The 23,708-nt window shown below is 67.4% G+C and carries 22 protein-coding genes and 1 riboswitch; of the genes, 11 read left to right on the plus strand and 11 right to left on the minus strand.

Features of this window, described 5'->3' with window-relative positions; all coding sequences use genetic code 11:
- Positions 1-9 precede the first annotated feature (9 nt).
- Both phoU and phoB read left to right on the plus strand, forming a co-directional pair.
- On the plus strand, positions 10-726 hold the full coding sequence (gene phoU / locus WDM94_04835; protein ID MEJ0011953.1) for a phosphate signaling complex protein PhoU: 717 nt from the start codon (positions 10-12) through the stop codon (positions 724-726).
- Between the two features lie 11 nt (positions 727-737).
- Positions 738-1,439 carry a phosphate regulon transcriptional regulator PhoB gene (phoB, locus tag WDM94_04840; GenBank protein MEJ0011954.1) on the plus strand — a complete coding sequence of 234 codons (702 nt, stop codon included), beginning with the start codon at positions 738-740 and terminating at the stop codon, positions 1,437-1,439.
- A gap of 370 nt (positions 1,440-1,809) precedes the next feature.
- Here the strand turns inward: phoB and WDM94_04845 are convergent, their stop codons facing one another.
- Entirely contained in the window at positions 1,810-2,316 is a 507-nt protein-coding gene (locus WDM94_04845; GenBank protein MEJ0011955.1) for a GcrA family cell cycle regulator, read from the minus strand.
- 385 nt (positions 2,317-2,701) lie between these two features.
- Between WDM94_04845 and WDM94_04850 the strand changes: the two genes are divergently transcribed.
- The 4 genes from WDM94_04850 to WDM94_04865 all read left to right on the plus strand — a co-directional run bounded on the left by WDM94_04850 (position 2,702) and on the right by WDM94_04865 (position 6,620).
- A complete protein-coding gene (locus WDM94_04850; protein ID MEJ0011956.1) occupies positions 2,702-3,367 on the plus strand; it encodes a DUF6498-containing protein in 666 nt (221 codons plus the stop codon).
- A gap of 111 nt (positions 3,368-3,478) precedes the next feature.
- Positions 3,479-4,714, plus strand: coding sequence for an aspartate aminotransferase family protein (locus WDM94_04855; GenBank protein MEJ0011957.1), 1,236 nt, complete (start codon positions 3,479-3,481; stop codon positions 4,712-4,714).
- An 8-nt stretch (positions 4,715-4,722) separates the two neighbouring features.
- Positions 4,723-5,637 carry an ornithine carbamoyltransferase gene (gene argF, locus WDM94_04860; protein ID MEJ0011958.1) on the plus strand — a complete coding sequence of 305 codons (915 nt, stop codon included), beginning with the start codon at positions 4,723-4,725 and terminating at the stop codon, positions 5,635-5,637.
- Positions 5,634-6,620, plus strand: a complete 987-nt coding sequence (locus tag WDM94_04865) for an Hsp33 family molecular chaperone (protein ID MEJ0011959.1) — start codon at positions 5,634-5,636, stop codon at positions 6,618-6,620. Before argF ends, WDM94_04865 begins: the two co-directional genes overlap by 4 nt.
- A gap of 134 nt (positions 6,621-6,754) precedes the next feature.
- Here WDM94_04865 and WDM94_04870 read toward each other — a convergent pair whose 3' ends face one another.
- Genes WDM94_04870 through WDM94_04880 form a run of 3 tightly spaced genes read right to left on the minus strand, consistent with a single transcriptional unit; the run spans position 6,755 to position 9,307 of the window.
- The gene (locus WDM94_04870) at positions 6,755-7,672 is read right to left on the minus strand and encodes an aminoglycoside phosphotransferase family protein (GenBank protein ID MEJ0011960.1); all 918 of its coding nucleotides are present in this window, start codon (positions 7,670-7,672) and stop codon (positions 6,755-6,757) included.
- A 10-nt stretch (positions 7,673-7,682) separates the two neighbouring features.
- On the minus strand, positions 7,683-8,075 hold the full coding sequence (apaG, locus tag WDM94_04875) for a Co2+/Mg2+ efflux protein ApaG (GenBank protein MEJ0011961.1): 393 nt from the start codon (positions 8,073-8,075) through the stop codon (positions 7,683-7,685).
- Between the two features lie 35 nt (positions 8,076-8,110).
- Entirely contained in the window at positions 8,111-9,307 is a 1,197-nt protein-coding gene (locus WDM94_04880; GenBank protein ID MEJ0011962.1) for an O-succinylhomoserine sulfhydrylase, read from the minus strand.
- 42 nt (positions 9,308-9,349) lie between these two features.
- Positions 9,350-9,429, minus strand: a riboswitch (SAM riboswitch).
- 57 nt (positions 9,430-9,486) lie between these two features.
- On the opposite strand from WDM94_04880, the gene WDM94_04885 reads away from it, so the two are divergent.
- The gene (locus WDM94_04885; protein ID MEJ0011963.1) at positions 9,487-10,614 is read left to right on the plus strand and encodes a 2'-deoxycytidine 5'-triphosphate deaminase; all 1,128 of its coding nucleotides are present in this window, start codon (positions 9,487-9,489) and stop codon (positions 10,612-10,614) included.
- 138 nt (positions 10,615-10,752) lie between these two features.
- Here WDM94_04885 and WDM94_04890 read toward each other — a convergent pair whose 3' ends face one another.
- Positions 10,753-12,360 carry a cisplatin damage response ATP-dependent DNA ligase gene (locus WDM94_04890; GenBank protein MEJ0011964.1) on the minus strand — a complete coding sequence of 536 codons (1,608 nt, stop codon included), beginning with the start codon at positions 12,358-12,360 and terminating at the stop codon, positions 10,753-10,755.
- A gap of 79 nt (positions 12,361-12,439) precedes the next feature.
- On the opposite strand from WDM94_04890, the gene WDM94_04895 reads away from it, so the two are divergent.
- Positions 12,440-13,630, plus strand: coding sequence for an MFS transporter (locus tag WDM94_04895; protein ID MEJ0011965.1), 1,191 nt, complete (start codon positions 12,440-12,442; stop codon positions 13,628-13,630).
- On the opposite strand, the gene WDM94_04900 is transcribed toward WDM94_04895, so the two are convergent.
- The gene (locus WDM94_04900; GenBank protein ID MEJ0011966.1) at positions 13,627-15,663 is read right to left on the minus strand and encodes an ATP-dependent helicase; all 2,037 of its coding nucleotides are present in this window, start codon (positions 15,661-15,663) and stop codon (positions 13,627-13,629) included. The genes WDM94_04895 and WDM94_04900 overlap by 4 nt on opposite strands.
- 123 nt (positions 15,664-15,786) lie before the next feature.
- Between WDM94_04900 and WDM94_04905 the strand changes: the two genes are divergently transcribed.
- Positions 15,787-15,942 (plus strand): hypothetical protein, encoded by a 156-nt coding sequence (locus WDM94_04905; protein ID MEJ0011967.1) that lies wholly within the window; start codon positions 15,787-15,789, stop codon positions 15,940-15,942.
- 4 nt (positions 15,943-15,946) lie between these two features.
- On the opposite strand, the gene WDM94_04910 is transcribed toward WDM94_04905, so the two are convergent.
- The 3 genes from WDM94_04910 to WDM94_04920 all read right to left on the minus strand — a co-directional run bounded on the left by WDM94_04910 (position 15,947) and on the right by WDM94_04920 (position 18,197).
- Positions 15,947-16,957, minus strand: a complete 1,011-nt coding sequence (locus WDM94_04910) for a ligase-associated DNA damage response exonuclease (GenBank protein ID MEJ0011968.1) — start codon at positions 16,955-16,957, stop codon at positions 15,947-15,949.
- Entirely contained in the window at positions 16,957-17,826 is an 870-nt protein-coding gene (locus WDM94_04915; GenBank protein MEJ0011969.1) for an EamA family transporter, read from the minus strand. Before WDM94_04915 ends, WDM94_04910 begins: the two co-directional genes overlap by 1 nt.
- A gap of 110 nt (positions 17,827-17,936) precedes the next feature.
- Positions 17,937-18,197, minus strand: coding sequence for a hypothetical protein (locus WDM94_04920; GenBank protein MEJ0011970.1), 261 nt, complete (start codon positions 18,195-18,197; stop codon positions 17,937-17,939).
- 101 nt (positions 18,198-18,298) lie between these two features.
- On the opposite strand from WDM94_04920, the gene WDM94_04925 reads away from it, so the two are divergent.
- Both WDM94_04925 and pdeM read left to right on the plus strand, forming a co-directional pair.
- A complete protein-coding gene (locus tag WDM94_04925; protein ID MEJ0011971.1) occupies positions 18,299-20,983 on the plus strand; it encodes a ligase-associated DNA damage response DEXH box helicase in 2,685 nt (894 codons plus the stop codon).
- Positions 20,984-21,047: 64 nt separating this feature from the next.
- Entirely contained in the window at positions 21,048-21,719 is a 672-nt protein-coding gene (pdeM, locus tag WDM94_04930) for a ligase-associated DNA damage response endonuclease PdeM (protein ID MEJ0011972.1), read from the plus strand.
- Here pdeM and WDM94_04935 read toward each other — a convergent pair.
- Both WDM94_04935 and WDM94_04940 read right to left on the minus strand, forming a co-directional pair.
- Entirely contained in the window at positions 21,716-22,480 is a 765-nt protein-coding gene (locus tag WDM94_04935; GenBank protein MEJ0011973.1) for a TIGR02186 family protein, read from the minus strand. The two genes, pdeM and WDM94_04935, sit on opposite strands and share 4 nt — an antisense overlap.
- On the minus strand, positions 22,480-23,409 hold the full coding sequence (locus tag WDM94_04940; protein MEJ0011974.1) for a sulfite exporter TauE/SafE family protein: 930 nt from the start codon (positions 23,407-23,409) through the stop codon (positions 22,480-22,482). Before WDM94_04940 ends, WDM94_04935 begins: the two co-directional genes overlap by 1 nt.
- Between the last annotated feature and the right edge of the window lie 299 nt (positions 23,410-23,708).

Consider the following 23,708-nt stretch of genomic DNA (forward strand, 5'->3'; position numbering starts at 1 on the left):
ACCAGAGCGATGTCGGAACATATCGTCACTTCCTTCGACGACGAGCTTAACGGCCTGGCGCAGAAGATCGCCGAGATGGGCGGCCTGGCCGAGCAGAACGTTGCCGATGCCGTCAGCGCCCTCGTCCTGCGCGACATCGACAAGGCGCAGCGCGTCATCGCCTCGGACGAGCGCATCGACCGGCTGCAGCGCGAGATCGAGGAAGGCGCGGTATCGCTGATCGCGCGGCGCCAGCCGATGGCCCGCGACCTCCGCGAGATCATGGCCGCGATCCACATCGCCAACGACCTCGAGCGCGTCGGCGACCTCGCCAAGAACACCGCCAAGCGCGTCATCGCCATCGAGTCGAACTTCGGCTCGCAGCGCCTGGTCGCCGGCGTCGAGCACATGGCCGAGCTGAGCCTCACCCAGCTCAAGGAAATCCTCGACGCCTTCGCCAGCCGCGATCTCGCCGCTGCCCGCAACGTGTGGGAGCGCGATAACGAGATCGACGCGATGTACACCTCGCTCTTCCGCGAGCTGCTCACTTACATGATGGAAGATCCGCGCAACATCACGTTCTGCACCCACCTTCTCTTCTGCGCCAAGAACATCGAGCGTATCGGCGACCACGCCACCAACATCGCCGAGAACCTGCACTACCTGATCACCGGACAGACGCTGACCGAGGCCCGGCCGAAGCAGGACACCTCGTCGTTGACCTCCGTGCCGTACAAGGCGAACTAGGCGGAGTGCCTATGACCCCAAAGGTGATGATCGTGGAGGACGAGGAGGCGCTCTCCTTGATGCTCCGCTACAATCTCGAGGCCGAGGGGTACGTCGTCGACAGCGTCGAGCGCGGCGACGACGCCGAGACGCGGCTGCGCGAAAGCGTCCCCGACCTCCTGCTGCTCGACTGGATGCTGCCCGGCATCTCGGGCATCGAGCTTTGCCGGCGTCTGCGCCAGCGCGAGGCGACCAAGGCGTTGCCGATCATCATGCTGACCGCTCGCGGCGAGGAGACCGAGCGCGTGCGCGGCCTCGCCACCGGCGCCGACGACTATGTCGTCAAGCCATTCTCGCTGCCCGAGCTGATGGCCCGCGTCCGCGCCATCCTGCGCCGGTCTCGCCCCGAGCTGGTCGCGACGGTCCTCAAGGCCGGCGACATCGAATTGGACCGCGACACCCACCGCATCCGCCGCTCCGGCCGCGAGCTGCACCTCGGCCCGACCGAGTTCCGCCTGCTCGAATTTTTCATGCAGAGCCCCGGCCGCGTGTTCTCCCGCGCCCAGCTTCTTGATGCCGTGTGGGGCAGGGACGTCTTCGTCGACGAGCGCACGGTCGACGTGCACGTCGGCCGCCTGCGCCGCGCGCTCGGCCGCGGCCGCGACCCCATCCGCACCGTGCGGGGCTCGGGCTACTCCTTCGACGAAAATTTTGCCGCAGCGCAGTCGGCGTAAGCGGCTAACCGCGCACTGTTGTCATCCCCGCGAAGGCGGGGATCCAGTAGCCATCGTTGCCGCGTGCGAGGCACGGAAGGCGACCAATCTGGATATCTGCGTGTACTGGGCCCCGCCCTCGCGGGGACGAGGGCGGTGAGGAGGAAAGACACCCCTCCCCAAACCGCCTTCGGCGGTTTGACCCTCCCGCAAGGGGAGGGTTCATCCTCGCTGGAACACCGAGTTCGACCAAACTCCGCTTGAGCCCTCCCCTTGCGGGAGGGCCAAAACCGCAAAGCGGTTTTGGGGAGGGGTGTGCCTCAGCAAGCTCCGTCCGCGCATGCTCCACAACGCCGTTCGCGCGTGCCTCCGCGAACGCTGCCCGCGCGACCTACGTCCCGTACGAATCCCGCCGATCGCGCCGCCGGTCGGCCGGCTGGTACGCCACGCGGCTGTGGTACTCGCAGTACGGCAGCGAGTTCCAGTTCGGGTGGCCGCAGAAGCCGAAATTCTCGTTGCCCGGGTCGCCGTTCGGCCACTTGCACACCGTGTCGGTGAGCTGCAGCAGCGAAATGTTGAGCGGGATCGGGACGACGATGTCCTCGATCGGCACCGGCGCGGGCAGGCGGCGCGGCGCCGGCGAGGCGTGCGTCTTCAGCGCCGTGTTGCCGGAGATGTAGTGTCGCGCCGCGGGCCGATGCGGCGAGGCGCTGCGGACCTTCCGCGGGCGCGGGCTGCTCGACACCGGCTTGGCGCGGCCCGACAGCGACAGGCGATGCACCTTGCCGATCACGGCATTGCGGGTAACCCCGCCAAGCTGCCCGGCGATCTGGCTTGCGCTCAGACCTTCGCTCCAGAGTTTCTTGAGCAACTCGACCCGTTCGTCAGTCCAGCTCATGTGGGCCGCATCCCTGTTGCCACGCGGCCAGAATCCGAATCCATCCTCGCTCGCCGTCCGCTCCTCAGGACGACGCTACGCGCTATACAGGGACGCTTAAGGGATTCCGCCGCACCAAAACTATGCGGCGGAAGCTACACTGGCGTTTGACTCACTGACAAGAGTCGGTGGGACACACCTCGGCAAATGAGTCCGTTTTCCCCAAGTGCTGCCTGCACTTCAGGCAGCGCCGGCAACGACCGAGTCGCAACGCATTGATATCGTTCAGAGCCTTGCTGTGACCCTCGCGCGCGGTATTGCACTGTCACTGTTCGTGATGGGAGAAGACGGGTGAAACTTCCCGCTGCGGCGCGGAATGTGTCGGGGGGAGGGAGGCTGAAGCCGGATGCCGCTGTCGACGCTGATCCTGATCGTCGCCAACCTGGTGCCGCTCGCCGGCGTCGTCTTCTGGGGCTGGGACGTCTTCGTCCTGCTCATACTCTACTGGCTGGAGACGGCGGTCATCTGCTTCTGGACGATGGTCCGCGTCCTCATCATGCCGCGGCCTGAACGCGATGCGGCCACCGCCAAGGTCGGCGCGACCCAGCCGGTCAGCGGCATTGGCGCGGCGCTCTTCCTCACGGTCCACGCCGGCATCTTCATGACGGTGCACTTCCTCTTCCTCTGGTCGCTCTTCGCCGGCGTCTGGGCGGCGAGCATCCACGGACCGGCCGAGTTCGTGTCGCAGATCGTGCTGGGCACCGGCCTCTGGCTCCCCTTGGGCATCCTTTTCGTCGTACGCGGCTGGTACACGCTCCGCCCACTGATATTGGGTGAACCCGACCCGGAGGCCGACCGCGACGTGCTCACCGGCCTCTACACCCGCATCGTCGTGATGCAGGTCGCGATCATCTTCGGCGGCTGGCTGGCCATGCTCACCGGCGGCAGCATCGCCACGCTGGCACTGCTGGTCGTTGGTAAGACGCTGGTCGAGGCATTCGGCCTCCGGCTTTCCGGCAACGCGGACGGCGCCGCTGCCAAGGCCGTCGCCGAGCGCGACAAGGGCGGCTGAAACCGCCCGGAACCGTTGACAGGCAAGGGCCGGACGCCGATATACGCGCGATAGAGGTGCTGCCCGTGGCTGACAAGCGGGCGGCACTTTTGCCTTTTGGAACCGCACGTCATGGCCCCAGTAACCGACAAAGCAACCGACAAAGCCCCGGAAAACTCTCCGCTTTACGGCGTCTTCGCGCGCGCCCCGGTTGCCTTCGCGCGCGGTGAGGGCGCCTGGCTGGAGACCACCGACGGCCGCCGTTTGCTGGATTTCTCCTCCGGCATCGCGGTCAACGCGCTGGGCCACGCCCATCCGGTGCTGGTCAAGGCGCTGACCGACCAGGCCGGCAAGCTCTGGCACGTTTCCAATCTCTACCAGATCCCCGAGCAGGAGGCGCTCGCCGCCAGGCTCGTGGCGCTGACGTTCGCCGACAAGGTCTTCTTCGGCAACTCCGGCGCCGAGGCGGTCGAGTGCGCCATCAAGACCGTGCGCCGCTATCATTTCGTGAGCGGCCATCCCGAGAAGAACCGGATCATTACCTTCGCCGGCGCCTTCCACGGTCGCACGCTGGCCGCGCTCAGCGCCACGGGCAGCGCTAAGTATTCCGAAGGCATGGCGCCGATGCCGGATGGCTTCGACCAGGTTCCGTTCGGCGACATCAAGGCCGTCGCCGCCGCGATCACGCCGGCAACGGCCGCGATCATGATCGAGCCGATCCAGGGCGAAGGCGGTGTCCGCCTCGTCCCGACGGCGTTCCTGCGCGAGCTCCGCGAGCTGTGCGAGAAGCACGGCCTGCTGCTGGTCTACGACGAGGTGCAGTCGGGCGTCGGCCGCACGGGAAAACTGTTCGCGTACCAATGGTCGGGCATCGAGCCGGACGTCATGACGGTGGCCAAGGGCATCGGCGGCGGCTTCCCGCTGGGCGCCTGCCTCGCGACGGCCGAGGCCGCCAAGGGCATGACGCCTGGCATGCACAACTCGACCTTCGGCGGCAACCCGCTGGCGATGGCGGTCGGCAAGGCGCTGATCGACGTCGTCGCCGACGAAGCCTTCCTCGAGCACGTCCGCGACGTTGGCATCTACATGAAGCAGCGGCTTGCCGGCCTCGTCGACTCCCACCCCGGCGTCGTCGCCGAGGTTCGCGGCGAGGGCCTGCTGTCCGGCCTGCGCTGTGTCGCGCCGGTCGCCGATGTCGTCGCCGCGATGCGCGATGCCGGCATCCTCGGCGCGCCCGCCGGCGAGAACGTCGTCCGCCTGCTGCCGCCGCTGATCGTCACCAATGCCGAGATCGACGAGGCGATCGCCCGCCTCGAGACTGCGCTGACAGCCGTCGCGCGTGCCCAGCCCGTCGCGAAGGCGGGGTAGGTGACGCGATGCCTCGCCACTTCCTCGACATCGCCGACTTCGACGCGGCGACGCTCCGCGGCATTCTCGCCGACGCGGTGAAGCTGAAGGCGACGCGCCGCACGGCCGCCGCCCCGAAGCCGTTCGCCGGCAAGACGCTGGCGATGATCTTCGACAAGCAATCGACCCGCACGCGCGTCTCCTTCGACGTCGCCATGCGCGACCTCGGCGGCGAGACCATCGTGCTGTCGGGTAGCGAGATGCAGATCGGCCGCGGCGAGACTCCGTCCGACACCGCCAAGGTTCTGTCGCGCTACGTCGACGCCATCATGATCCGCGCCCTCGACCACGGCATGGTGCGCGAGCTCGCCGACAACGCGACTGTGCCGGTGATCAACGGCCTGACCCGTCTGTCGCATCCCTGCCAGATCATGGCCGACGTCATGACCTTCGAGGAGCACAAGGGCCCGATCGCGGGCAAGACGATCGCTTGGGTCGGCGACGGCAATAATGTGCTGACCTCGTGGGTCCACGCCGCCGCCAAGCTCGGCTTCCCGCTGCGCATCGCGACGCCGCCGGAATTGGCGCCCGCCACGCGGCTGATCGCGTGGGCGAAGGACAACGGCGGCGACATCGCGCTCGGCACCAACGCCGAAACCGCGGCGTCCGGTGCCGATTGCGTCGTCACCGACACGTTCGTCTCGATGGGCGACGCCGAGGCCGAGCGCCGCCACAACATGCTGATGCCCTATCAGGTGAACGCGCGGCTGATGGGCCGCGCCAAGCCGGACGCGATCTTCATGCACTGCCTGCCCGCCCACCGCGGCGAGGAAGTCACCGCCGACGTCATCGACGGCCCGCAGTCGGTCGTCTTCGACGAGGCCGAAAACCGCCTGCACGCGCAGAAGGCGATCCTGCTCTGGGCGCTGGAGGGCAAGGCATGAGCGTTGCGTTTGAGTCAGACGACCTGCTGAGCCCCGCCGGCGACGACGCCGTCCGCCCGTTCGTGGTCGAGGCATTGGACGTGCGCGGCCGCGCCATCCAGATGGGCCCCGAACTCGACGCCATCATCGCGCGCCATGACTATCCCGCGCCGGTGTCGCGCCTGCTGGCCGAGGCGATCGTGCTCGCCGTCCTGCTCGGCTCCTCGCTCAAGATCGACGGCCGCTTCACGCTGCAGACCGAGACCTCCGGCCCGGTCGATATGCTGGTCGTCGACTACCGCACCTCGGGCGCCATCCGCGCGTATGCCCGTTTCAACAAGGAAGACGTCGCCGCCGCTGAAGCCTCGGGCGCCGTAACGCCGGGCGCGCTGCTCGGCAACGGCACGCTGGCGATGACCATCGACCAGGGCCCGTCCGACAGCCGCTACCAGGGCGTCGTGCCGCTGGAAGGCGAAAGCCTCGAGGAAGTCGCGCACACCTATTTCCGCCAGTCGGAGCAGATCCCGACGCGCGTCCGCCTCGCCGTGGCTGAGTTGCAGTCGCGCGAGGGCGGCGTCATGCGCCACTCCTGGCGCGCCGGCGGGCTGATCGTGCAATTCCTGCCCGACGCGCCCGAGCGCATGCGCCAGCGCGACCTGCCCGGCGGCGACGCGCCCGAGGGACGCGGCGTGGATAGCTCCGACGAAGACGACGCCTGGGTCGAGGCGCGCTCGCTCGCCGAAACCATCCAGGACGACGAGCTGACCGACCCTGCCGTGCCGGTCGAGAGCCTGCTCTACCGCCTGTTCAACGAACGCGGCGTCCGGGTCTTCACGCCGATGCAGGTGCGCGACGAATGTTCCTGCTCGCGCGAAAAGATCAGCGGCGTGCTCGCGACCTTCAGCGCCGACGAGATCAGCGAGAGCACCGAAGACGGCGCCATCTCGGTGACGTGCGAATTCTGCGGCACGAAGTATGGGTTCGATCCGGCCGAGTTTGGCTGAGAGACACCCCTCCCCAAAACGCCTCCGGCGTTTTGACCCTCCCGCAAGGGCAGGGTTCGTCGCGCGGAAACACCACGCTCCAACAAACTCCACCTGAGCCCTCCCCTTGCGGGAGGGGATGTCTCTCGGCCGGGTTACGTCGGCAACTTGTCCGCCGCCAACAACTTCAACATCGCCGTCGCCCACCCATAAAGCTTGGGGTAGGGCGGCGCCGTGTTCGCCGGGTCGGCCATCGAGAAGGCGAGATACGCGCGATAGAAACGCAGCGCCGGCATGATCTCCTCCCCGTGCCGCTCCACGATCAGGTCGCGGACGAAGCGCGCGTCGTCCGCCGTGCATTCCTCGATCAGTTCCAGCGTCAGGTACGACACCGCCAGATCGAGCGTCGGGTCGCCGCATGTCGTGTAGGCGCCGAAGTCGAGCACCGCCGAGACGTTGAGATTATCGTCGAGCAGCACGTTGCCGGGGAAGTAGTCGCCGTGCACCAGCACCTTGCTTGGCCATGTCGGCAGCGCCGCGATCATCTCCGCGGCGACCTCGAACAGCGCATACGGATCGCCGGCCTCATGCGCGATGGCGACACGGTTCTTCGTGCGGAACCCGATCAGCGACTCCCACAGGAACGTCCGCCAGTCGTCGGCCGTCACCGGCGCCTTGGCGAGCAGGTGTCCGTAGGGAAACGCATCGAGCCGGATGGCGCTAAAGCCATCCATCGCCGCGACATAGTTGCGGAACGCGCGGTCGCGCCGGTCGTCGTCGATGGTGCGCAGAATCTCCAGCATCGAGCGGCCGGGCAGTCGCCGCTCCACGGTCCACGCCTCGTCGTGCCCTATCTCCAGAATCTCCGGCGTCGCGAACGGCATGCGTCCGGCGATGTGCTCCAGGAACACCTGCAGCCGCTCGCGGCTCTGGCCGTCGAAATTCGGATGCTTCGGCAGGCGCAGCACCGCGTCCGCGCCCAGCGCATAGACGAAGGATTCCCCGCCTTCGCCGATCAGGTCGTCGGGACCGATGCCGAATTCGGCGAGGAAGCGCGCGTGTTCCGGCGACATCGCGCGCCGGTCAGTTCATCGTCCGCGGCGCGTCGGGCAGGTCGAGCGAGAACGCCGGAATCGCGATCGAGAACAGCTCGCCGTTCTCCGCCTGCATCTGGTAGGTGCCGACCATGATCCCCGACGGCGTCGTGAGCGGACAGCCGCTGGTGTAGGCGAACGTCTCGCCGGGCTTCAGCACCGGCTGCTTGCCGACGACGCCCGGCCCGCGCACTTCCTCGATCTTGCCGTTGGCGTCGGTGATCCGCCAGTGCCGCGAGCGCAACCGCACCACCTCCGGACCGAGGTTCTGAATCTCGATCTTGTAGGCCCAGAAATAGTGGCCTTCCTCCGGCGAGGATTCCCCCTCGACGAAGCTCGGCTCGACGGTCACCTGGATGGCACGCGTGGTCTCGCGATACATGACGTTTGTTTATGGGCGGGCGCGAATCCCGTCAATCATTTCAGCCGGTCGAGCGCCTGCGTCAGATCCTCGGCGAGGTCGTCGGCATCCTCGAGACCGACGGAAAGCCGCAACATTCCCTGCGTGATGCCGAGGCCGAGGCGCACCTCCTCGCTGAGCCGCTGGTGCGTTGTCGTGGATGGATGCGTGATCAGGCTTTTGGCATCGCCCAGGTTGTTCGAGATGCGCGTCACCTGCAGCGCATTGGCGACCTTGAACGCGCCCTTCTGCCCGCCCTTGACCTCGAACGCGATCAACGTCGAGCCGCCCTTCATCTGGCGCTTGGCCAGCGCGTAGTGCGGGTGATCCTTGCGGCCGGGGTAGAGCACACGCGTCACCTTCGGATGCGCGGCGAGCACGTCGGCAAGTTTCGCGGCGGTCGCCGTCTGCCGCTCGACCCGCACGGCCAGCGTCTCCAGCCCCTTGAGCAGCACCCACGCGTTGAACGGCGACAGCGACGGCCCGGTCTGCCTGAGGAACGTGTGCACGTTGTCGGCGATGAACGCCTCATCCGCGAGAATGATGCCGCCGAGCACCCGGCCGCCGCCGTCGATGTGCTTGGTCGCCGAATAGACGACGATGTCGGCGCCGAGTTGCAGCGGCTGCTGCAGGATCGGCGTCGCGAACACGTTGTCGACGACCAGCCTGGCGCCGGCCTTGTGCGCGATCTCGGCGATCGCCGCGATGTCGTAGACCTCCAGCGTCGGATTGGTCGGGCTTTCGAGGAAGAACAGCTTCGTGTTCTTATTCGCCGCCTTCTTCCACGCCGCGAGGTCCGAGCCGTCGACCAGCGTCGACGTGATGCCGTAGCGCGGCAGGAGATCCTGCACGACGTAGAGACACGAGCCGAACAGCGCCCGCGCCGCGACGACGTGGTCGCCCGATTTCAGCGACGACAGGAACACCGCGGTGACCGCCGCCATGCCGCTCGCCGTGGCGCGTGCCGCACCGGCGCCCTCGAGCAGCCGCATGCGCTCCTCGAACATCGCCAGCGTCGGGTTGTTGTAGCGCGAATAGATGAAGCCGGGCTCGTCGCCCTTGAAGCGCGCCGCTGCCTGCTCGGCGCTGTCGTAGACGTAGCCCTGCGTCAGGAACAGCGCCTCGGAATTCTCGCCGAACTGCGAGCGCAGGATGCCGCCGTGGACGAGTTGCGTCGCGGGGCGGAGAGTCTTTTTCTTCGGCGTCTTGGCCATCGGATGGTTCCCAACAAAAAACCCGGCCTTCGGCCGGGTCGGGTGTCATCCCTTCCGGCCTCTTTAGCGATTTCTTTAACGTGGCTGCAAGCCGGCCGGCTCAAATGACCACGGAATGGCTGTGGTCATAGGCACATCCGAACTTGGCGTCAATCGCCCCATGGTTTAACGCTGCCGCCATGGCTGAGGCGACAGGCATCCTTCCGGGCGAGGCGATCCGTGCACTTTTCGCAACCGGCGCGATCCGCGCGCCGCGCGAGCCCGACGCCGACCAGGTCCAGCCCGCGAGCCTCGATCTCCGCCTGGGAGAAAAGGCCTATCGCGTTCGCGCCAGCTTCCTGCCCGGGCCGAGGCGGACCGTTGCCGATCGCCTGGAGACCGTGAAGCTGCACGAATTCAGCCTCGCCGAAGGCGCGGTGCTGGAGGTCGGCTGCGTCTACATCGTGCCGCTGATGGAGGCGCTGGCGCTGCCGGCGGAGATCGCCGCCGCCGCCAATCCGAAATCCTCCACCGGCCGCCTGGATGTCTTCACCCGTGTCATCACCGACCAGGCGCGCGAGTTCGACACCATCCCGGCCGGATACCGCGGTCCGCTCTATCTCGAGGTCAGCCCGCGCACCTTCCCGGTGCTGGTACGCGCTGGCTCGCGCCTGTCGCAGATGCGCTTCCGCCGCGGCGAGGCCCGCCTCGACGATGCCGCGCTGCTGATCCTGCACCAGAAGGAGACGCTGGTCGCCGGCGGCCCGACCATATCGAACGGCATCACCGTCACGATCGACTTGAGCGGCACCGACGGCATCGTCGGCTACCGCGCCAAGCGCCACACGGCGGTGATCGACGTCGACAAGCGCGCCGTGAACGACCCCGCCGAGTTCTGGGAGCCGATCGCGCGCCACAGGAGCCGCGAACTGATCCTCGATCCCGATCAGTTCTACATCCTGGTGTCGCGCGAGGCCGTGCACGTGCCGCCCGACTACGCCGCCGAGATGGTGCCGTTCGATCCGCTGGTCGGCGAGTTTCGCGTCCACTACGCTGGCTTCTTCGATCCGGGCTTCGGCCACTCCGCCGCCGGCGGGGCAGGGAGCAAGGCAGTGCTGGAAGTGCGCAGCCACGAGGTGCCGTTCATCCTCGAGGACGGGCAAGTCGTCGGCCGCCTCGTATACGAGCGGCTCACCGAGCGGCCGAAGAAACTCTACGGCGACGACCTCGGCTCGAACTATCAGGCGCAGGGCCTGAAGCTGTCGAAGCATTTTCGGGCGTTCAGTCCTGCCAGCCCAGAGAGCGTCGTGGGCTTCACTGGCGGTTGACCTCGGCGCCTTTTTCTTTTTGTCATCTTTCGGCGGCGCGCAGCGCCGACCGGAGGACCACTTTCATCCCCTGAGCGTGGGGGAGAGGTCCCCCGGTCAAGCCGGGGGATGACATTGAGGGGAGGAGACGCCCAAGCACTATTCCCGGATCAGCTTCACCAGCGTCTCCAGCCGGTCCGCCTCCGACGGCGGCTTGTCCCACCTCAGCCGCGCGATCCGCGGGAAGCGCATCGCGATGCCCGACCTATGCCGGCCGGATCGCGCCAGCCCCTCGAACGCGACCTCGAGCACCAGTCCCTTCGTCGCCTCGTGCACGACCTCGCGCACCGGCCCGAAGCGGTTGATCGTGTTGTTGCGCACGAACTTGTCGATCTCGACCAGCTCTTCGTCGGTGAATCCGAAATACGCCTTGCCGACCGGCACCAGTTCGTCGCTGCCGCCTTCGCCCGGATGCCAGACGCCGAAGGTGTAGTCGGAATAATACGACGAGCGCTTGCCGTGCCCGCGCTGCGCGTACATCAGGACCGCATCGACGATGTGCGGATCGCGCTTCCACTTGAACCACGGGCCCTTCGGCCGCCCGGGCTCGTAGACCGAGTCCCATCGCTTCAGCATCACGCCTTCGATGACGGCGTCGGGCGGCGCGCCGCGCAGCGCCGCGAGCTCCTCGCCGTTGGCGTAGGCGAGCAGCGGAGACAGGTCGATGCGCTTGGCCAGCGACCGCCCCACCAGTTTCTCCAGCCGCGCCCGCCGCTCACGGAAGGCGAGGGGACGCACGTCTTCCGTCCCGTCGATCAGGCAGTCGTAGGCGCGCAGGAACGCCGGGTGCGACTCCATCAGCTTCGCCGAGGTCGTCTTCCGGTTCAGCCGTTGCTGCAGGTCGGCAAAGGAGCCGAGGGCAAATCCGGCGTCGCCATACGCGCCGATCAGCAGCTCGCCGTCAATCGCGCCCTCCACATCCAGCCCATCGACGAGATCCGGGAACGTGTGCGAGATGTCGTCGCCGGTGCGCGTGTAGAGCCGCTTGGTGCCGGCGTCGTTGACGGCCTGCACGCGGATGCCATCCCACTTCCATTCCGCCGCGTAAGTATCGGGCGTGATCCTGAGAAGCTCGTCGTCCGAGATGGCGTGCGACAGCATCACCGGACGGAACGGCGCCTTCACCGTCGACTCCGGCCGCGCGCCTTTTCCCTCAAGCCACGCGAAGAGTTCCACATACGGCGGCGCCACGCCGTGCCAGACTTCCTCGATCTCGTTGATCTGCTTGCCGCCGAGATCGGCGAGCGCCTGCTTCGCCAGCCGCGCCGACACGCCGATGCGCAGACCGCCGACGACCAGCTTGATCAGCGCCCAGCGCGCCGTGGCATCGAGCGCATCGAGCCACTGCTCGACCAGCTTCGGCCCCTCGCTCCGCGACGCCGCCTGCAGCCGCTCGACCACCTCGCGGAGTTCCGGCGCGCGGTTGGCGCCGTGCCGCGCCGGCCAGATCAGCGAGATCGTCTCGGCAAGGTCGCCGACGTAGTCGTAGGAGTAGGCGAACAGCACGCCGTCGACGCGGCCCTCGACCAGCGCACGCAGCATCGCCGGCTTGACGCTCGGGATGTCGAGTTCCGAGGTCAGCGCGGCCAGCGCATAGCCGCGATCGGGGTCGGGCGTCACGCGGAAATAATCGACCATCAGGCGGAGCTTGGCGTTCCGCTGCGGGGTTAGCACCAGCCGGTCGAGGAGGGCGGCAAAAGCTTGCATCGAGGCCCATACTTAGGCGTGGCGCGGCCCTGGGGAAACCCGTATAGCGTGCCGACGTTCCCCACGCGGACCATGGCGAATGAACGCAATTTCGGAGGTTGCCGCGGCCAACGTCGGTCTGACGCGCGATCGCGTCACCTGGTACGCGTACCTGTCGCTCGCCTACCAGACCTATCTGGTGACCTCGCAGGGTAACATTCTGCCTTTCCTTAAGGCCGACCTCGGGTTGACCTACGGCGAAGTCAGCCTGCATTCCTCGGCGATCGCGGTCGGAGCCTTCGTCGCCGGCTTCGGTGGCGAGCGCATCGTGCGGCGCCTTGGCCGCACCAATGTCCTCGCCGTCGGCGTCCTCGGCGCCGCGCTCGGTGCGCTGTTGCTTTGCCTCGCAGGCGCCGCTTGGCAAAGCGTCGGCGCCTGCCTCGTCATCGGTCTGTTCAGTGCCTTCATCCCGGCGATGGTCTCGGCGATCCTGTTCGATCTGCACGGCCCGCGTCGCGACATCGCCTACGCCGAGTCCAACGCGCTCTGCTACGTCTTCGCCATCGTCGGCCCGCTCGTCGTCGCCTCGGCGACATGGCTGGGCTGGGACTGGCGGGTCTCGATGCTGCTCGGCACCGCCGTCGGCGTGGCGATCGTTCTCGGCTTCATCAATGTGCCGGTGCCGCCGGCCCGGCGCACCCGCGAGGCCATCTCCGGCAAGCTGCCGGCAGCCTACTGGGCCTACTTCACGATGCTGGCGTTTGCCGTCGCACTGGAATTCGCCGGCCTGCTCTGGGCGCCGAGCTACCTCGCCAAGGTCGTTGGCCTGTCGACGCCGGCCGCGGCCGCCGGCGCGGGCGCTTTCTTTGCGGCGATGCTCATCGGCCGTACCGTCGGCGTCCGGTTGTTCCGCATCTATTCGACGCGCACGCTGTTCTTCGGCGCGATGGTAACGGTGCTGGTTGGATTTGCCGCGTATTGGGGTGGCGCCGAGTGGCCGGCGGTGGCGATCGCCGGGCTGTTCGTCATCGGCCTCGGCACGGCCAACCTGTTCGCGCTTATCCTCGGCTTCGCCATGAACACGGCGGGCGAGGCCAGCGACCGCGCTTCGGCGCGCGCCATCGTCGCGCCGGGTCTCGCAATCCTGCTCAGCCCGCCCTTGCTCGGCACGTTTGCAGATCACGCCGGGCTTCATGCCGCGCAGGTGATGATCCCGATCTACGTCGTGCTGGCGATCGCCGCGTATTTCGTCGCCCAAGCGCTGGAAAGGCCGCCGGAAAAGCGCGCCTAGCCCCAGCGCTTGCGCATCCGCGCGCCGAGATCGACCGGCGGCAGCGTACGTCGCGCCGCCTCGCCGGGCACCGCCGGCGGCCACAGCCGCGGCTCGAACCGGTCGAGGATCTGTTCCGGGATGAAGCGCGTCCGCTGCGCGTACATGTGCCGGTCGCCGCCGCGCGATTGCTGCGTCACGTAGAACCGGTGCGGCACGATCAGCGACAGCGAATCTTTCGCCCGCGTCATCGCCACGTAAAGCAGCCGCCGCTCCTCCTCCAGCTCCGCCGTCGTCTCGGCGGCGAGGTCGGACGGAATGCAGCCATCGACCGTGTTCAGCACATACACCGACTTCCACTCCTGCCCCTTGGCCGAATGGATGGTCGACAGGATCAGGTAATCCTCATCGACCAGCGGCGGCGCCGCCTGCGTGCCGGTCGCATCCGGCGGATCGAGCGTCAGCTCGGTCAGGAACCGCTCGCGCGACGGATAGCCGGCGGCGATCTGCTCGAGCTGCAGGAGATCGTTGCGCCGGATCACGGCATCTTCGTGCATCCGCTCCAGGTGCGGCTCGTACCAGATGCGCACGCGCTGGAGATCGGTCGGCCAGTCCGCCTGCCGGCCGCGCAGACCCGCCGCGAGAGCGGCGAACGCCGGCCAGTCGTCCGCCGCCCGCGCCGGCGGCTGGTAGGCAGCGAAGACCTCAGCCGGCGAAGTCGTGTCGCCAAGCCGGTTCAGAAAATCGCCCGCCGTCGCAGGACCGACGCCCGGCAGTAACTGCAGCACGCGGAACGCCGCCACCCGGTCGCGCGGGTTTTCGGCAAAGCGCAGGACGGCCAGCACGTCCTTGACGTGCGCCGCATCGAGAAATTTCAGGCCGCCGTATTTGACGAACGGAATGTTCCGCCGCGTCAGCTCGATCTCCAGCGGCCCGCTGTGGTGCGAGGCGCGGAAGAGCACCGCCTGCGCCTTCAGCGCGCTGCCGGCCTCGCGCTCCGCCAGCACGCGGTCGGCGACGTAGCGCGCCTGCGCGCCTTCGTCGGCGACCACTACGATCGCCGGCTTCTCGCCGGCACCGCGATCGGTCCACAGGTCCTTGGTGTAGCGTTCCTCGGCGAGCCCGATAACGGCGTTGGACGCGGCAAGGATCGCGCCCGACGAGCGATAGTTCTGCGCCAGCGTCACGATTTGAGCTTCCGGCGCGAACGCCTTCGGAAAATCGAGAATGTTGCGCACCGTCGCGGCGCGGAACGAATAGATCGACTGCGCGTCGTCGCCGACCACTGCCAGGCCTCGCCCGTCCGGCTTCAGCGCCATCAGGATCGACGCCTGCAGGCGATTGGTGTCCTGGTATTCGTCGACCAGCACGTGGTCGAAGCGCGCCGCGATGTCCTCGGCGATGACGCGCTCTTCCAGCATCGCCGCCCAGTAGAGCAGCAGGTCGTCGTAATCGAGCACGCTCTGCGTCTGCTTCGCCTCGACGTACGCCTTGAACAGCGTCGTCAATTCCTCGACCCACGCGATGCACCACGGGAACGCACGCATCAGCACGGCGCGGAGCTCCGCCTGCTCGTTGACGGCGCGCGAGTAGATGGCGAGGCACGTGCCCTTGGTCGGAAACCGCTTCTCCATGTGCGAGAAGCCGAGCTCGTGCCGCGCGAGATTCATGAGGTCGCCGGAATCTTCGCGGTCGTGGATCGTGAACGCCGCATCGAGCCCGACGTGCGGCGCGTATTCGCGGAGCAGCCGCGCCCCGATGCCATGGAACGTGCCCGACCAGTCGAGCGCCGCCGCGGCCGCATCGATGCCGAGTGCCTGGCCGGCGATCCGCTCGACCCGCCGCGCCATCTCGCTCGCCGCGCGGCGCGAAAACGTCATCAGCAGGATGCGCCGCGGATCGGCGCCCTGCACTATGAGATGGGCGACCCGATGCGCCAGCGTGTTGGTCTTGCCCGACCCGGCGCCGGCTATGACCAGCAGCGGCCCGGCGCCATGCTCGACGGCGCGGCGCTGGTCCGGGTTCAGGCGGTCGAGATAGGCGGCAGACCCCAAGGCGAATCAATCCCTTAGCCAAGGGGCAGCAGATATCATTCACGCTTTGTTCGCAACGCCCGCCGCTGGAACTTTTACGCCCCGCGCCGGGTTGAGTTCGGCAACCGAATGCGGAGCAAGGCCATGCAAACCAGCGAAAACAATCTGCGCAAGAAGCCGGTCACGCCGGACCCGAAGAAAGAGAAGCCGGCCGACCCGCTGGAAAAGGCGATCGAGAACGCGATGATCGATCAGGATATCCCGGTCGAGACGGGCGTGCGCCCGCCGCCGCGTTCCTGACTGACTACTCCTCCTCGTCCTCGTAGCCGACGAGGTGCAGGGGCCTGGCGGGGATTCCTGTGAGCGAACACCAGCGCACGAGCGCCTCCTCGCGCCCGTGCGTCACCCACACTTCCGATGGCGCGATCTCGGCGATGGTCGCGGTCAACTCGTCCCAGTCGGCGTGGTCGGAGATGATGAGCGGCAGCTCGACGCCGGCGACCTTGGCGCGCTGGCGTATGCGCATCCAGCCGGACGCGAAGCACGCCACCGGATCGGGGAACCGCCGCGCCCAGCGCTCGGCAATTTCCGACGGCGGGCAGATCACGATCGCGCCGGCGAAGTCGCCCTTGGCGCCGGTCGAGACCGTGGCGTGGGCGAGGGGACCGAGCGCGATCCCCTCAGCCTCGTAGAGCCGGCAAAGCTTCTCCATCGAGCCGTGCAGGTAGATCGTCTTGTCGTAGCCGGCGTCGCGCAGCATGCGGATGACGCGCTGCGCCTTGCCGAGGGAATAGGCGCCGACGAGATGCGCCCGCTCCGGAAATTGCCCGACGGATGCGATGAGCTTCGCGATCTCCGCCTCGGCCGGCGGGTGACGGAACACCGGCAACCCGAACGTCGCCTCGGTGATGAAGATGTCGCACGGCACCGGCACGAACGGCAGGCAGGTCGGGTCGGGGCGCCGCTTGTAGTCGCCGGACGCCACGATGCGCAGACCTTTGGCCTCGACCGCGATCTGCGCCGAGCCCAGGACATGCCCGGCCGGATGGAACGTCACCCGCGCACCGCCGATTGTCATGGTATGCCCGAGCTTCACCGCCTCCGTCGTGCCGGCGAAATCCTCGCCATAGCGCGCCGCCATGATTTTCAGCGTCTCGGCCGTGGCAAGCACCGCGCCGTGGCCGGCGCGCGCATGGTCGGAATGGCCGTGCGTGATCAGCGCGCGATCGACCGGCACCGTCGGATCGATATGAAACTTGCCGGGCGGGCAGTAGAGCCCCTCGGGCGTAGGCAGCAGCAGTTCCTCGGGTCGCATCAGCCCAATTTAGGCCGCCGCCGGCGGATGACCAGCACCGCAAGGCCGGCGAGGATCAGCGCCATGCCCGCCAGCCGCGCCGGGCCGAAGGCCTCGTGCAGGATGAGCGCCGCCGAGATCGTGCCGGAAACCGGCACCAGCAGCGAGAACGGCGCCACCGTTGCCGCCGGATAGAGCTGCAGCAGCCGCCCCCACGCCCAATAGCCGAAGATCGTGGAGACGATCGCGATGTAGCCCGCGGCGCCGACGGTCAGCCAGGTCGCGTGCGTCACGGCGGTCGCGATCCGCGCCGGCCCTTCGATCGCCAGCGACAGAAGCAGCAGCGGCCCGACCGCGATCAGCGACAGCCACGGGATTGTGTTGAAGATGTCGTTGACCCTCGCCTGCCGCAGCAGCACGTTCCCGGTTGCCCACGAGACGGCGGATGCCACTGCCAGCGTGAACCCGATGAGGGTGATGCCGTTGGTCCCGGCCGTCGAGGCGACGACGCCGAGCCCGGCAAGCGCCACCGCTGCGCCCGCCATCTGCTGCCGCGTCGGAACCTCGCGGAGCACCGCCGCGGCGATGGCGATGGTGAAGAACGCCTGCACCTGGATGAGGATCGAGGCGATTCCCGCCGGCATGCCGAGCACCATCGACGGGAAGAACAGCGCGAACTGCCCGGCGAACAGCGTCAGCGATATCGGGACGAGAATGCGCATCGGCGTCTTCGGCCGCGCCAGGAAGAGCGCCGGCAGCGCCGTGATGGCAAAGCGGACCACACCCAGGAAAATCGGCGGAAAGTCGGTGAGCGCCACCGAGATGACGACGAAATTCAGCCCCCAGAACACGGAGAGCAGGACCGCGAGTGCGATATGGCGGGGTTGCAAGGGCGGGCGACCAGGGAGCGAGAAGCGCCGCCCTAGTACTCCCTCCACGGCAAAAGAAAAGGCCGCCGCCCGGAGGCGACGGCCATACGCTGACGCAACGCGAAATTCGGCTAGTTGGCCGCTTCCTTCACGTCTTCGAGCCGGGTGAGCATGTCGATGGCATGGCGCACCTCCTCGATCCGCGACGGTTCGCCACCGCCCATGTTTTCTTCGGTCGCCACCGAAAGGAGCAGTGCGTCGGTTTCCCAACGCTTCAGCACCTCGAGCTTCTGCGGCGCCGTCATGGAGTCGGACTCCAGAATTTCCTTCGGCTGCTTGAAAATCGCCGCCGGGTTGAGCAGGGCCTTGTCGTAGTCCTTCGCCGTAAACATGTGTCGCATCTCCGCTTGCGATGGATCGGGACTGGACTGCAGGCGACAACGAATTCGGCCCTGCCTTGTTCCGTCAGCAGGGGAGGGATACCGATCTGGAGATGACTTCGCGCGCTGTCATAAAGCAGCCGAAAAAGCTGCTGCCCGAGCCGTTTGCCGCCTGGTTCCTGAAGAAGGGCTGGACCCCGCGTCCGCATCAGGTCGATCTGCTCGCCAAGACGCGCGCCGGCCGCTCGACCCTGCTGATCGCCCCGACCGGCGCCGGCAAGACCCTGGCCGGCTTCCTGCCCAGCCTGGTCGACCTCTATGAGCGCCCGCCGACGGCCCGGGTCGAGGGCCGCGGCATCCACACCCTCTACATCTCGCCGCTGAAGGCGCTGGCGGTCGACATCGCCCGCAACCTCGAGCAGCCGGTCGCCGAGATCGGCCTCAAGGTGCGGATGGAAACCCGCACCGGCGATACATCGGTCTCCAAGCGCCAGCGCCAGAAACTGAAACCGCCGGATATTCTGCTGACGACGCCCGAGCAGGCGGCGCTACTTCTCTCGGCCCCGGACGCGGCTCGTTTCTTCGCCGACCTCGACACGGTCATCCTCGACGAGCTGCACGCGCTGGTGACGTCGAAGCGCGGCGACCTCCTCGCGCTCGACCTCGCGCGGCTACGCACGCTGGCGCCCAACCTCAAGACGATCGGCCTGTCGGCCACCGTGGCGGACCCCGATGCGTTGCGGGCGTGGCTGGTCGGGCAGGGCGCCGCGGTTTCCCCTCTCCCCTTGTGGGCGAAGGGTGAGGGGGCGACGGCGCTTCAGTTAGGCACCGCTCCCCCTCACCCTTCGTCTCTAGGCTCGCGTGCCGCTCCCCAAGAGACGAAGCCCTCTCCCACAAGGGGAGAGGGGAAAAAAGGGCGTGCCGTGACGGCTCCTCTCCATCTCTCCGATCTCGTCACTGTAACCGGCGGCGCCAAGCCCGACATCACCATCCTCGAATCCGAGACCGAGGTGCCGTGGGCCGGCCACTCGTCGCTCTACGCCGTCGCCGACATGTACGAGCAGATCAAGCGCCACAAGATGGCGCTGCTGTTCGTCAACGTGCGCAGCCAGGCCGAGCTGTTGTTCCAGGCGCTGTGGCGGATCAACAAGGACGACCTGCCGATCGCGCTCCATCACGGATCGCTGGATGCCGGCCAGCGCCGCAAGGTCGAGAGCGCCATGGTCGCCGGCAAGCTGCGCGCCGTCGTCTGTACCTCGACGCTGGATCTAGGCATCGACTGGGGCGACGTCGATCTGGTCATCAACGTCGGCGCGCCGAAGGGCGCCTCGCGGCTGGCGCAGCGCATCGGCCGCGCCAACCACCGCCTCGATGAGCCGTCGAAGGCGGTCCTCGTGCCCGCCAATCGCTTCGAGGTGCTCGAGTGCCGCGTCGCGCTGGAGGCCAACTATCTCGGCGCGCAGGACACGCCGCGCATGATGCCCGGCTCCCTCGATGTCCTCGCCCAACACATCCTCGGCATGGCGTGCTCGATGCCGTTCCACGCCGACGCGCTCTACCGCGAGGTGGTGTCGGCCTATCCCTACCGCGACCTCACCCGCGAGATCTTCGATCAGGCGGTCGAGTTCGTGGCGACCGGCGGCTACGCGCTGAAGACGTACGAGCGCTTCGCCAAGATCCGCAAAGGCCCGGACGATCTTTGGCGCATCACGCACCCGCGCGTCGCCCAGCAGTATCGCCTGAACGTCGGCACCATCATCGAGGCGCCGCTGCTCAACGTCCGCGTCGCCCGCAACCGTGGTGCCGGCTTTGCCGGCCGGGCAGGGCGCGTGCTCGGCAAGATCGAGGAAGGCTTCATCGAGGCGCTGTCGCAGGGCGATACGTTCCTGTTTGGCGGCCTCATCCTCCGCTTCGAGGGCATCCACGAGAACGAGGTGATCGCCACCCGCACCGCTGACGATACGCCGAAGATTCCGATCTACGCCGGCGGCAAGTTCCCGATCACGTCGTTCCTCGCCGATGGCGTGCGCTCCTTGCTCGCCGACGACACCCGCTGGCAGAAGCTGCCGGATCAGGTCGCCGACTGGCTGCGCATTCAGAAGGAACGCTCCGTCATCCCCAGGCGCGGCGAGCTGCTGGTCGAAACCTTCCCGCGCGGCGCCCGCTACTACATGGTCTGCTACCCGTTCGAGGGCCGCCTCGCGCACCAGACGCTCGGCATGCTGCTGACGCGCCGCCTGGAACGCGCGCGCCTCCGGCCGATCGCCTTCGTCGCCACCGATTATTCCCTCGCTATCTGGGGCCTCGGCGATCTCGCGCTCGCCTTCAAGGACGGCCGCCCGACGCTCGCCGACCTGTTCGACGAGGACATGCTCGGCGACGACCTCGAGGACTGGATGGCCGACAGCTACCTGCTGAAGCGCATGTTCCGGAACACCGCCCTCATCTCTGGCCTGATCGAGAAGCGCCACCCCGGCAAGGAGAAGACCGGCCGCCAGGTCACCATCTCGACTGACTTGATCTACGACGTGCTCCGCAAGCATGAGCCCGGCCACATCCTGATGCGCGCCACCTGGCAGGACGCCGCCACCGGCCTCCTGGAAATCGCCCGCGTCGGGGAAATGCTGGCCCGCATCCGCGGACATATTGTGCATAAGCCGCTGGATCGCATTTCTCCTCTTGCGCTGCCCGCCATGCTACAAATTGGGCGCGAATCGGTAGCGGGTGGCGATGCCGACGAGCATGTGCTGCGCGAAGCCGCGGAAGACCTGATCAAAGAGGCTATGGGGAATGGCTGAAGCCCTCTGGGACCGCGTCAGTGAAGCGCGCCCGGCGAGTTCAACCGGGGCGCTGTTAGGCGTCATGGGCGTCGTCATGGAAGCCTTCCCCGAGGGCGCGCTGTGGTGGGCCGACACCCGCATGCTCATCGTCGCCGACCTGCATCTCGAGAAGGGTTCCTCCTTCGCCCGCCGTGGCCAGTTGATCCCGCCCTACGACACCCACGAGACGCTCACCAATCTCGCCCGCCTGATCGCGCGGCTGCAGCCGCAGCTCGTGCTGGCGCTGGGCGACTCCTTCCACGACGACGAGGCCGCCTCGCGCCTCACCGTCAGCCACCGCGTCATGCTCAAGGGCCTGCAGATCGGCCGCGAGTGGATTTGGCTGTCGGGCAACCACGACCCGAGCCGCCCGTATGACGTCGGCGGCGAGGCGATGGACCAGTTCGCCGTCGGCAAGCTGACGTTCCGCCACGAGCCCGCCGCCGGCCACACTCACGGCGAGGTCGCCGGCCACCTGCATCCCTCGGCCCGCGTCTACGGCAGGGGCAAATCGGTCCGCCGCCGCTGCTTCGCCGGCGACGGCTACCGCCTCATCCTGCCCGCTTTCGGCGCCTACACCGGCGGCCTCGACGTGCTCGACCGCGCCTTCGAAGGCTTGTTCGCTGCGGACAGCTTCCGCGCGTTCATGCTCGGTGACGATCAGGTCTATCCGGTGGGACCGCGCGCGCTTCGCGCTTCCGGCGACGATTTCTAGTCGCGGCGGAAGACCACGCCGCCGGCCCAGCCGACGAACAGCGCCAGCCCCGCGCAGATGATGCCGTAGAGCAGCGACTGGCTGCGCGCGAAGCTCGCCATCGATCCCTCGAATCCGGTCTTGGTCACGTCGATCTTGTCCTCGGCGCGTGCAATCAGTTCCCCGCCGGCGAAGACATAGGCCAGCACCGTGTAGCGCCCGACCGGAATGTTGGCGGGCAGGAACGTCGTTGAGCGGAAGATCGCGTTGCCGATGAAATTCACATCGGTTGTCTCGGTATAGAGGCCGCCATCGCGTTTCAGCCGCTGGAACGCATCGCGGAACTCGAGTGTCTCGGGATCGGTCGCTACGCTCTGCCCGACATAGACGAAACCGACATTGTCGATGCCGATCTGCAGCCGCTGCAGGACGGCCGGGTTGGCTAGCGTATCCGGGGCTCCGCTCGCCGACAGCGCGTAGAAGGACGGCGCCCCGCCGATGGTTCGCGATGCCGTGTTCAGCCAGATGCCGACAACGCGATCCTTGCGCCGCGCCACCACCGTTTCGCTCGGACCGAGGACGACGATGGCGATGCTGTAGTGCGCGTCAGCCGCGATAGGCCGTGCCGCGTCAGGCTCGATCACGCCGAACACGGTCACCGGCGCGCCGGTGAAGTTCGAATTGATCGCGATCTCCGGCGTCGATACGGCGACCGTCAGCCGCTCGGCCTTCGCCGGCGCCGCACATGCCAGCACTACGATGGCAAGCAACGCGCGCCGCATCAGGTGCCCGCCCCGAACAGCGGCATCAGCGCGTAGCGCTCCTCCGGCGTGATCACCAGTCCGCCGAAGAAGCGCAGCGCCACCGCGATGACCAGCAGCGCCAGCAGCGCCCGCAACTGGTCGCCGCGGATGTTCTGCCCGATGCGCGCCCCGAACTGCGCCCCGATGACGCCGCCGACCATCAGCAGCAGCGCCAGCACGATGTCGACCGATTGGCTGGACACCGCCTGCAGCACCGTCGCCACCGCCATGGTGCCGACGATCTGCAGCAGCGACGTGCCGATCACGACGTTGGTCGGCACGCGCAGCAGATAGATCAGCGCCGGCACGATCAGGAAGCCGCCGCCGACGCCGAGCAGTACGCCGAGGATGCCGATGCCGGCGCCGAGCAGGATGATCGGGATGATCGAGACGTAGAGGCGCGACTTCTTGAACCGCACCTTGAACGGCAGACCGTGTACCCAGTTGTGCTGCCCGGGTTTGCGCAGCGGCGTCGGCCGTCCGGCGCGCGCGTTGAGGATCGCGTTCACCGACTCCCACAGCATCAGCCCGCCGACCGCGCCGAGGAAGATGACGTAGGCAAGCGACACGACCAGATCGAGCTGCCCGAGCCGGCGCAGCGCGTCGAAGATGAAGATGCCGATGAACGTGCCGCCGATGCCGGCGACGAGCAGGAACAGCGCCAGCTTTATGTCGATCAGCCCGCGCCGGAAATAGGAGAGCGCGCCCGAGGTCGACGACGCCACGATCTGCGTCGACACGGTGGCGACCGCGACCACCGGCGGGATGCCGGAGAAGATCAAGAGCGGCGTCAGCAGGAATCCGCCGCCGACGCCGAACAGCCCGGACAGGAAGCCGACGGCTCCGCCCATGCCGAAGATGATGAACATGTTCACCGAGATTTCGGCTATGGGCAGGTAGATGAGCACGAGGCCGGATGCGCGCGTAGGAGAGCAGCGGGCGGCGCGCGAACGGCGAACCGGCGCGCCGAATTGCGCGGGATAAAGCGCTGGTCGTCTCGTCAAGTCAACGACAGGACGGTGACATTTGCCGTCAAAAGAAGACGACTTTCTTCGTCGTCTTTTCAGCGCTGGATCTGCCTTGAGGAGGTGCCATACCCCTCCCCAAAAGCCTCCGGCGTTTTGACCCTCCCACAAGGGGAGGGTTCAAGTGGAGTTCGGTCGTGCAGCGCAGTGAGTCCTCCCCGTATGGGAGGGCCAAACCGCGA

The sequence above is a fragment of the Bauldia sp. genome, assembly GCA_037200845.1.
In the GTDB taxonomy this organism is placed as follows: Bacteria; Pseudomonadota; Alphaproteobacteria; order Rhizobiales; family Kaistiaceae; genus DASZQY01.

What these genes read in the sequence shown, in the direction of transcription:
- pdeM (MEJ0011972.1), top strand. Translation starts at nt 21,048, where the DNA reads ATGGGCGTCGTCATGGAAGCCTTCCCCGAGGGCGCGCTGTGGTGGGCC.
- WDM94_04905 (MEJ0011967.1), top strand. Translation starts at nt 15,787, where the DNA reads ATGCAAACCAGCGAAAACAATCTGCGCAAGAAGCCGGTCACGCCGGAC.
- WDM94_04885 (MEJ0011963.1), top strand. Translation starts at nt 9,487, where the DNA reads ATGGCTGAGGCGACAGGCATCCTTCCGGGCGAGGCGATCCGTGCACTT.
- phoU (MEJ0011953.1), top strand. Translation starts at nt 10, where the DNA reads ATGTCGGAACATATCGTCACTTCCTTCGACGACGAGCTTAACGGCCTG.
- WDM94_04895 (MEJ0011965.1), top strand. Translation starts at nt 12,440, where the DNA reads ATGAACGCAATTTCGGAGGTTGCCGCGGCCAACGTCGGTCTGACGCGC.
- phoB (MEJ0011954.1), top strand. Translation starts at nt 738, where the DNA reads ATGACCCCAAAGGTGATGATCGTGGAGGACGAGGAGGCGCTCTCCTTG.
- WDM94_04870 (MEJ0011960.1), bottom strand. Translation starts at nt 7,672, where the DNA reads ATGTCGCCGGAACACGCGCGCTTCCTCGCCGAATTCGGCATCGGTCCC.
- WDM94_04920 (MEJ0011970.1), bottom strand. Translation starts at nt 18,197, where the DNA reads ATGTTTACGGCGAAGGACTACGACAAGGCCCTGCTCAACCCGGCGGCG.
- WDM94_04865 (MEJ0011959.1), top strand. Translation starts at nt 5,634, where the DNA reads ATGAGCGTTGCGTTTGAGTCAGACGACCTGCTGAGCCCCGCCGGCGAC.
- argF (MEJ0011958.1), top strand. Translation starts at nt 4,723, where the DNA reads ATGCCTCGCCACTTCCTCGACATCGCCGACTTCGACGCGGCGACGCTC.
- WDM94_04935 (MEJ0011973.1), bottom strand. Translation starts at nt 22,480, where the DNA reads ATGCGGCGCGCGTTGCTTGCCATCGTAGTGCTGGCATGTGCGGCGCCG.
- WDM94_04925 (MEJ0011971.1), top strand. Translation starts at nt 18,299, where the DNA reads ATGACTTCGCGCGCTGTCATAAAGCAGCCGAAAAAGCTGCTGCCCGAG.
- WDM94_04890 (MEJ0011964.1), bottom strand. Translation starts at nt 12,360, where the DNA reads ATGCAAGCTTTTGCCGCCCTCCTCGACCGGCTGGTGCTAACCCCGCAG.
- WDM94_04850 (MEJ0011956.1), top strand. Translation starts at nt 2,702, where the DNA reads ATGCCGCTGTCGACGCTGATCCTGATCGTCGCCAACCTGGTGCCGCTC.
- WDM94_04855 (MEJ0011957.1), top strand. Translation starts at nt 3,479, where the DNA reads ATGGCCCCAGTAACCGACAAAGCAACCGACAAAGCCCCGGAAAACTCT.
- WDM94_04880 (MEJ0011962.1), bottom strand. Translation starts at nt 9,307, where the DNA reads ATGGCCAAGACGCCGAAGAAAAAGACTCTCCGCCCCGCGACGCAACTC.
- WDM94_04845 (MEJ0011955.1), bottom strand. Translation starts at nt 2,316, where the DNA reads ATGAGCTGGACTGACGAACGGGTCGAGTTGCTCAAGAAACTCTGGAGC.
- WDM94_04910 (MEJ0011968.1), bottom strand. Translation starts at nt 16,957, where the DNA reads ATGCGACCCGAGGAACTGCTGCTGCCTACGCCCGAGGGGCTCTACTGC.
- apaG (MEJ0011961.1), bottom strand. Translation starts at nt 8,075, where the DNA reads ATGTATCGCGAGACCACGCGTGCCATCCAGGTGACCGTCGAGCCGAGC.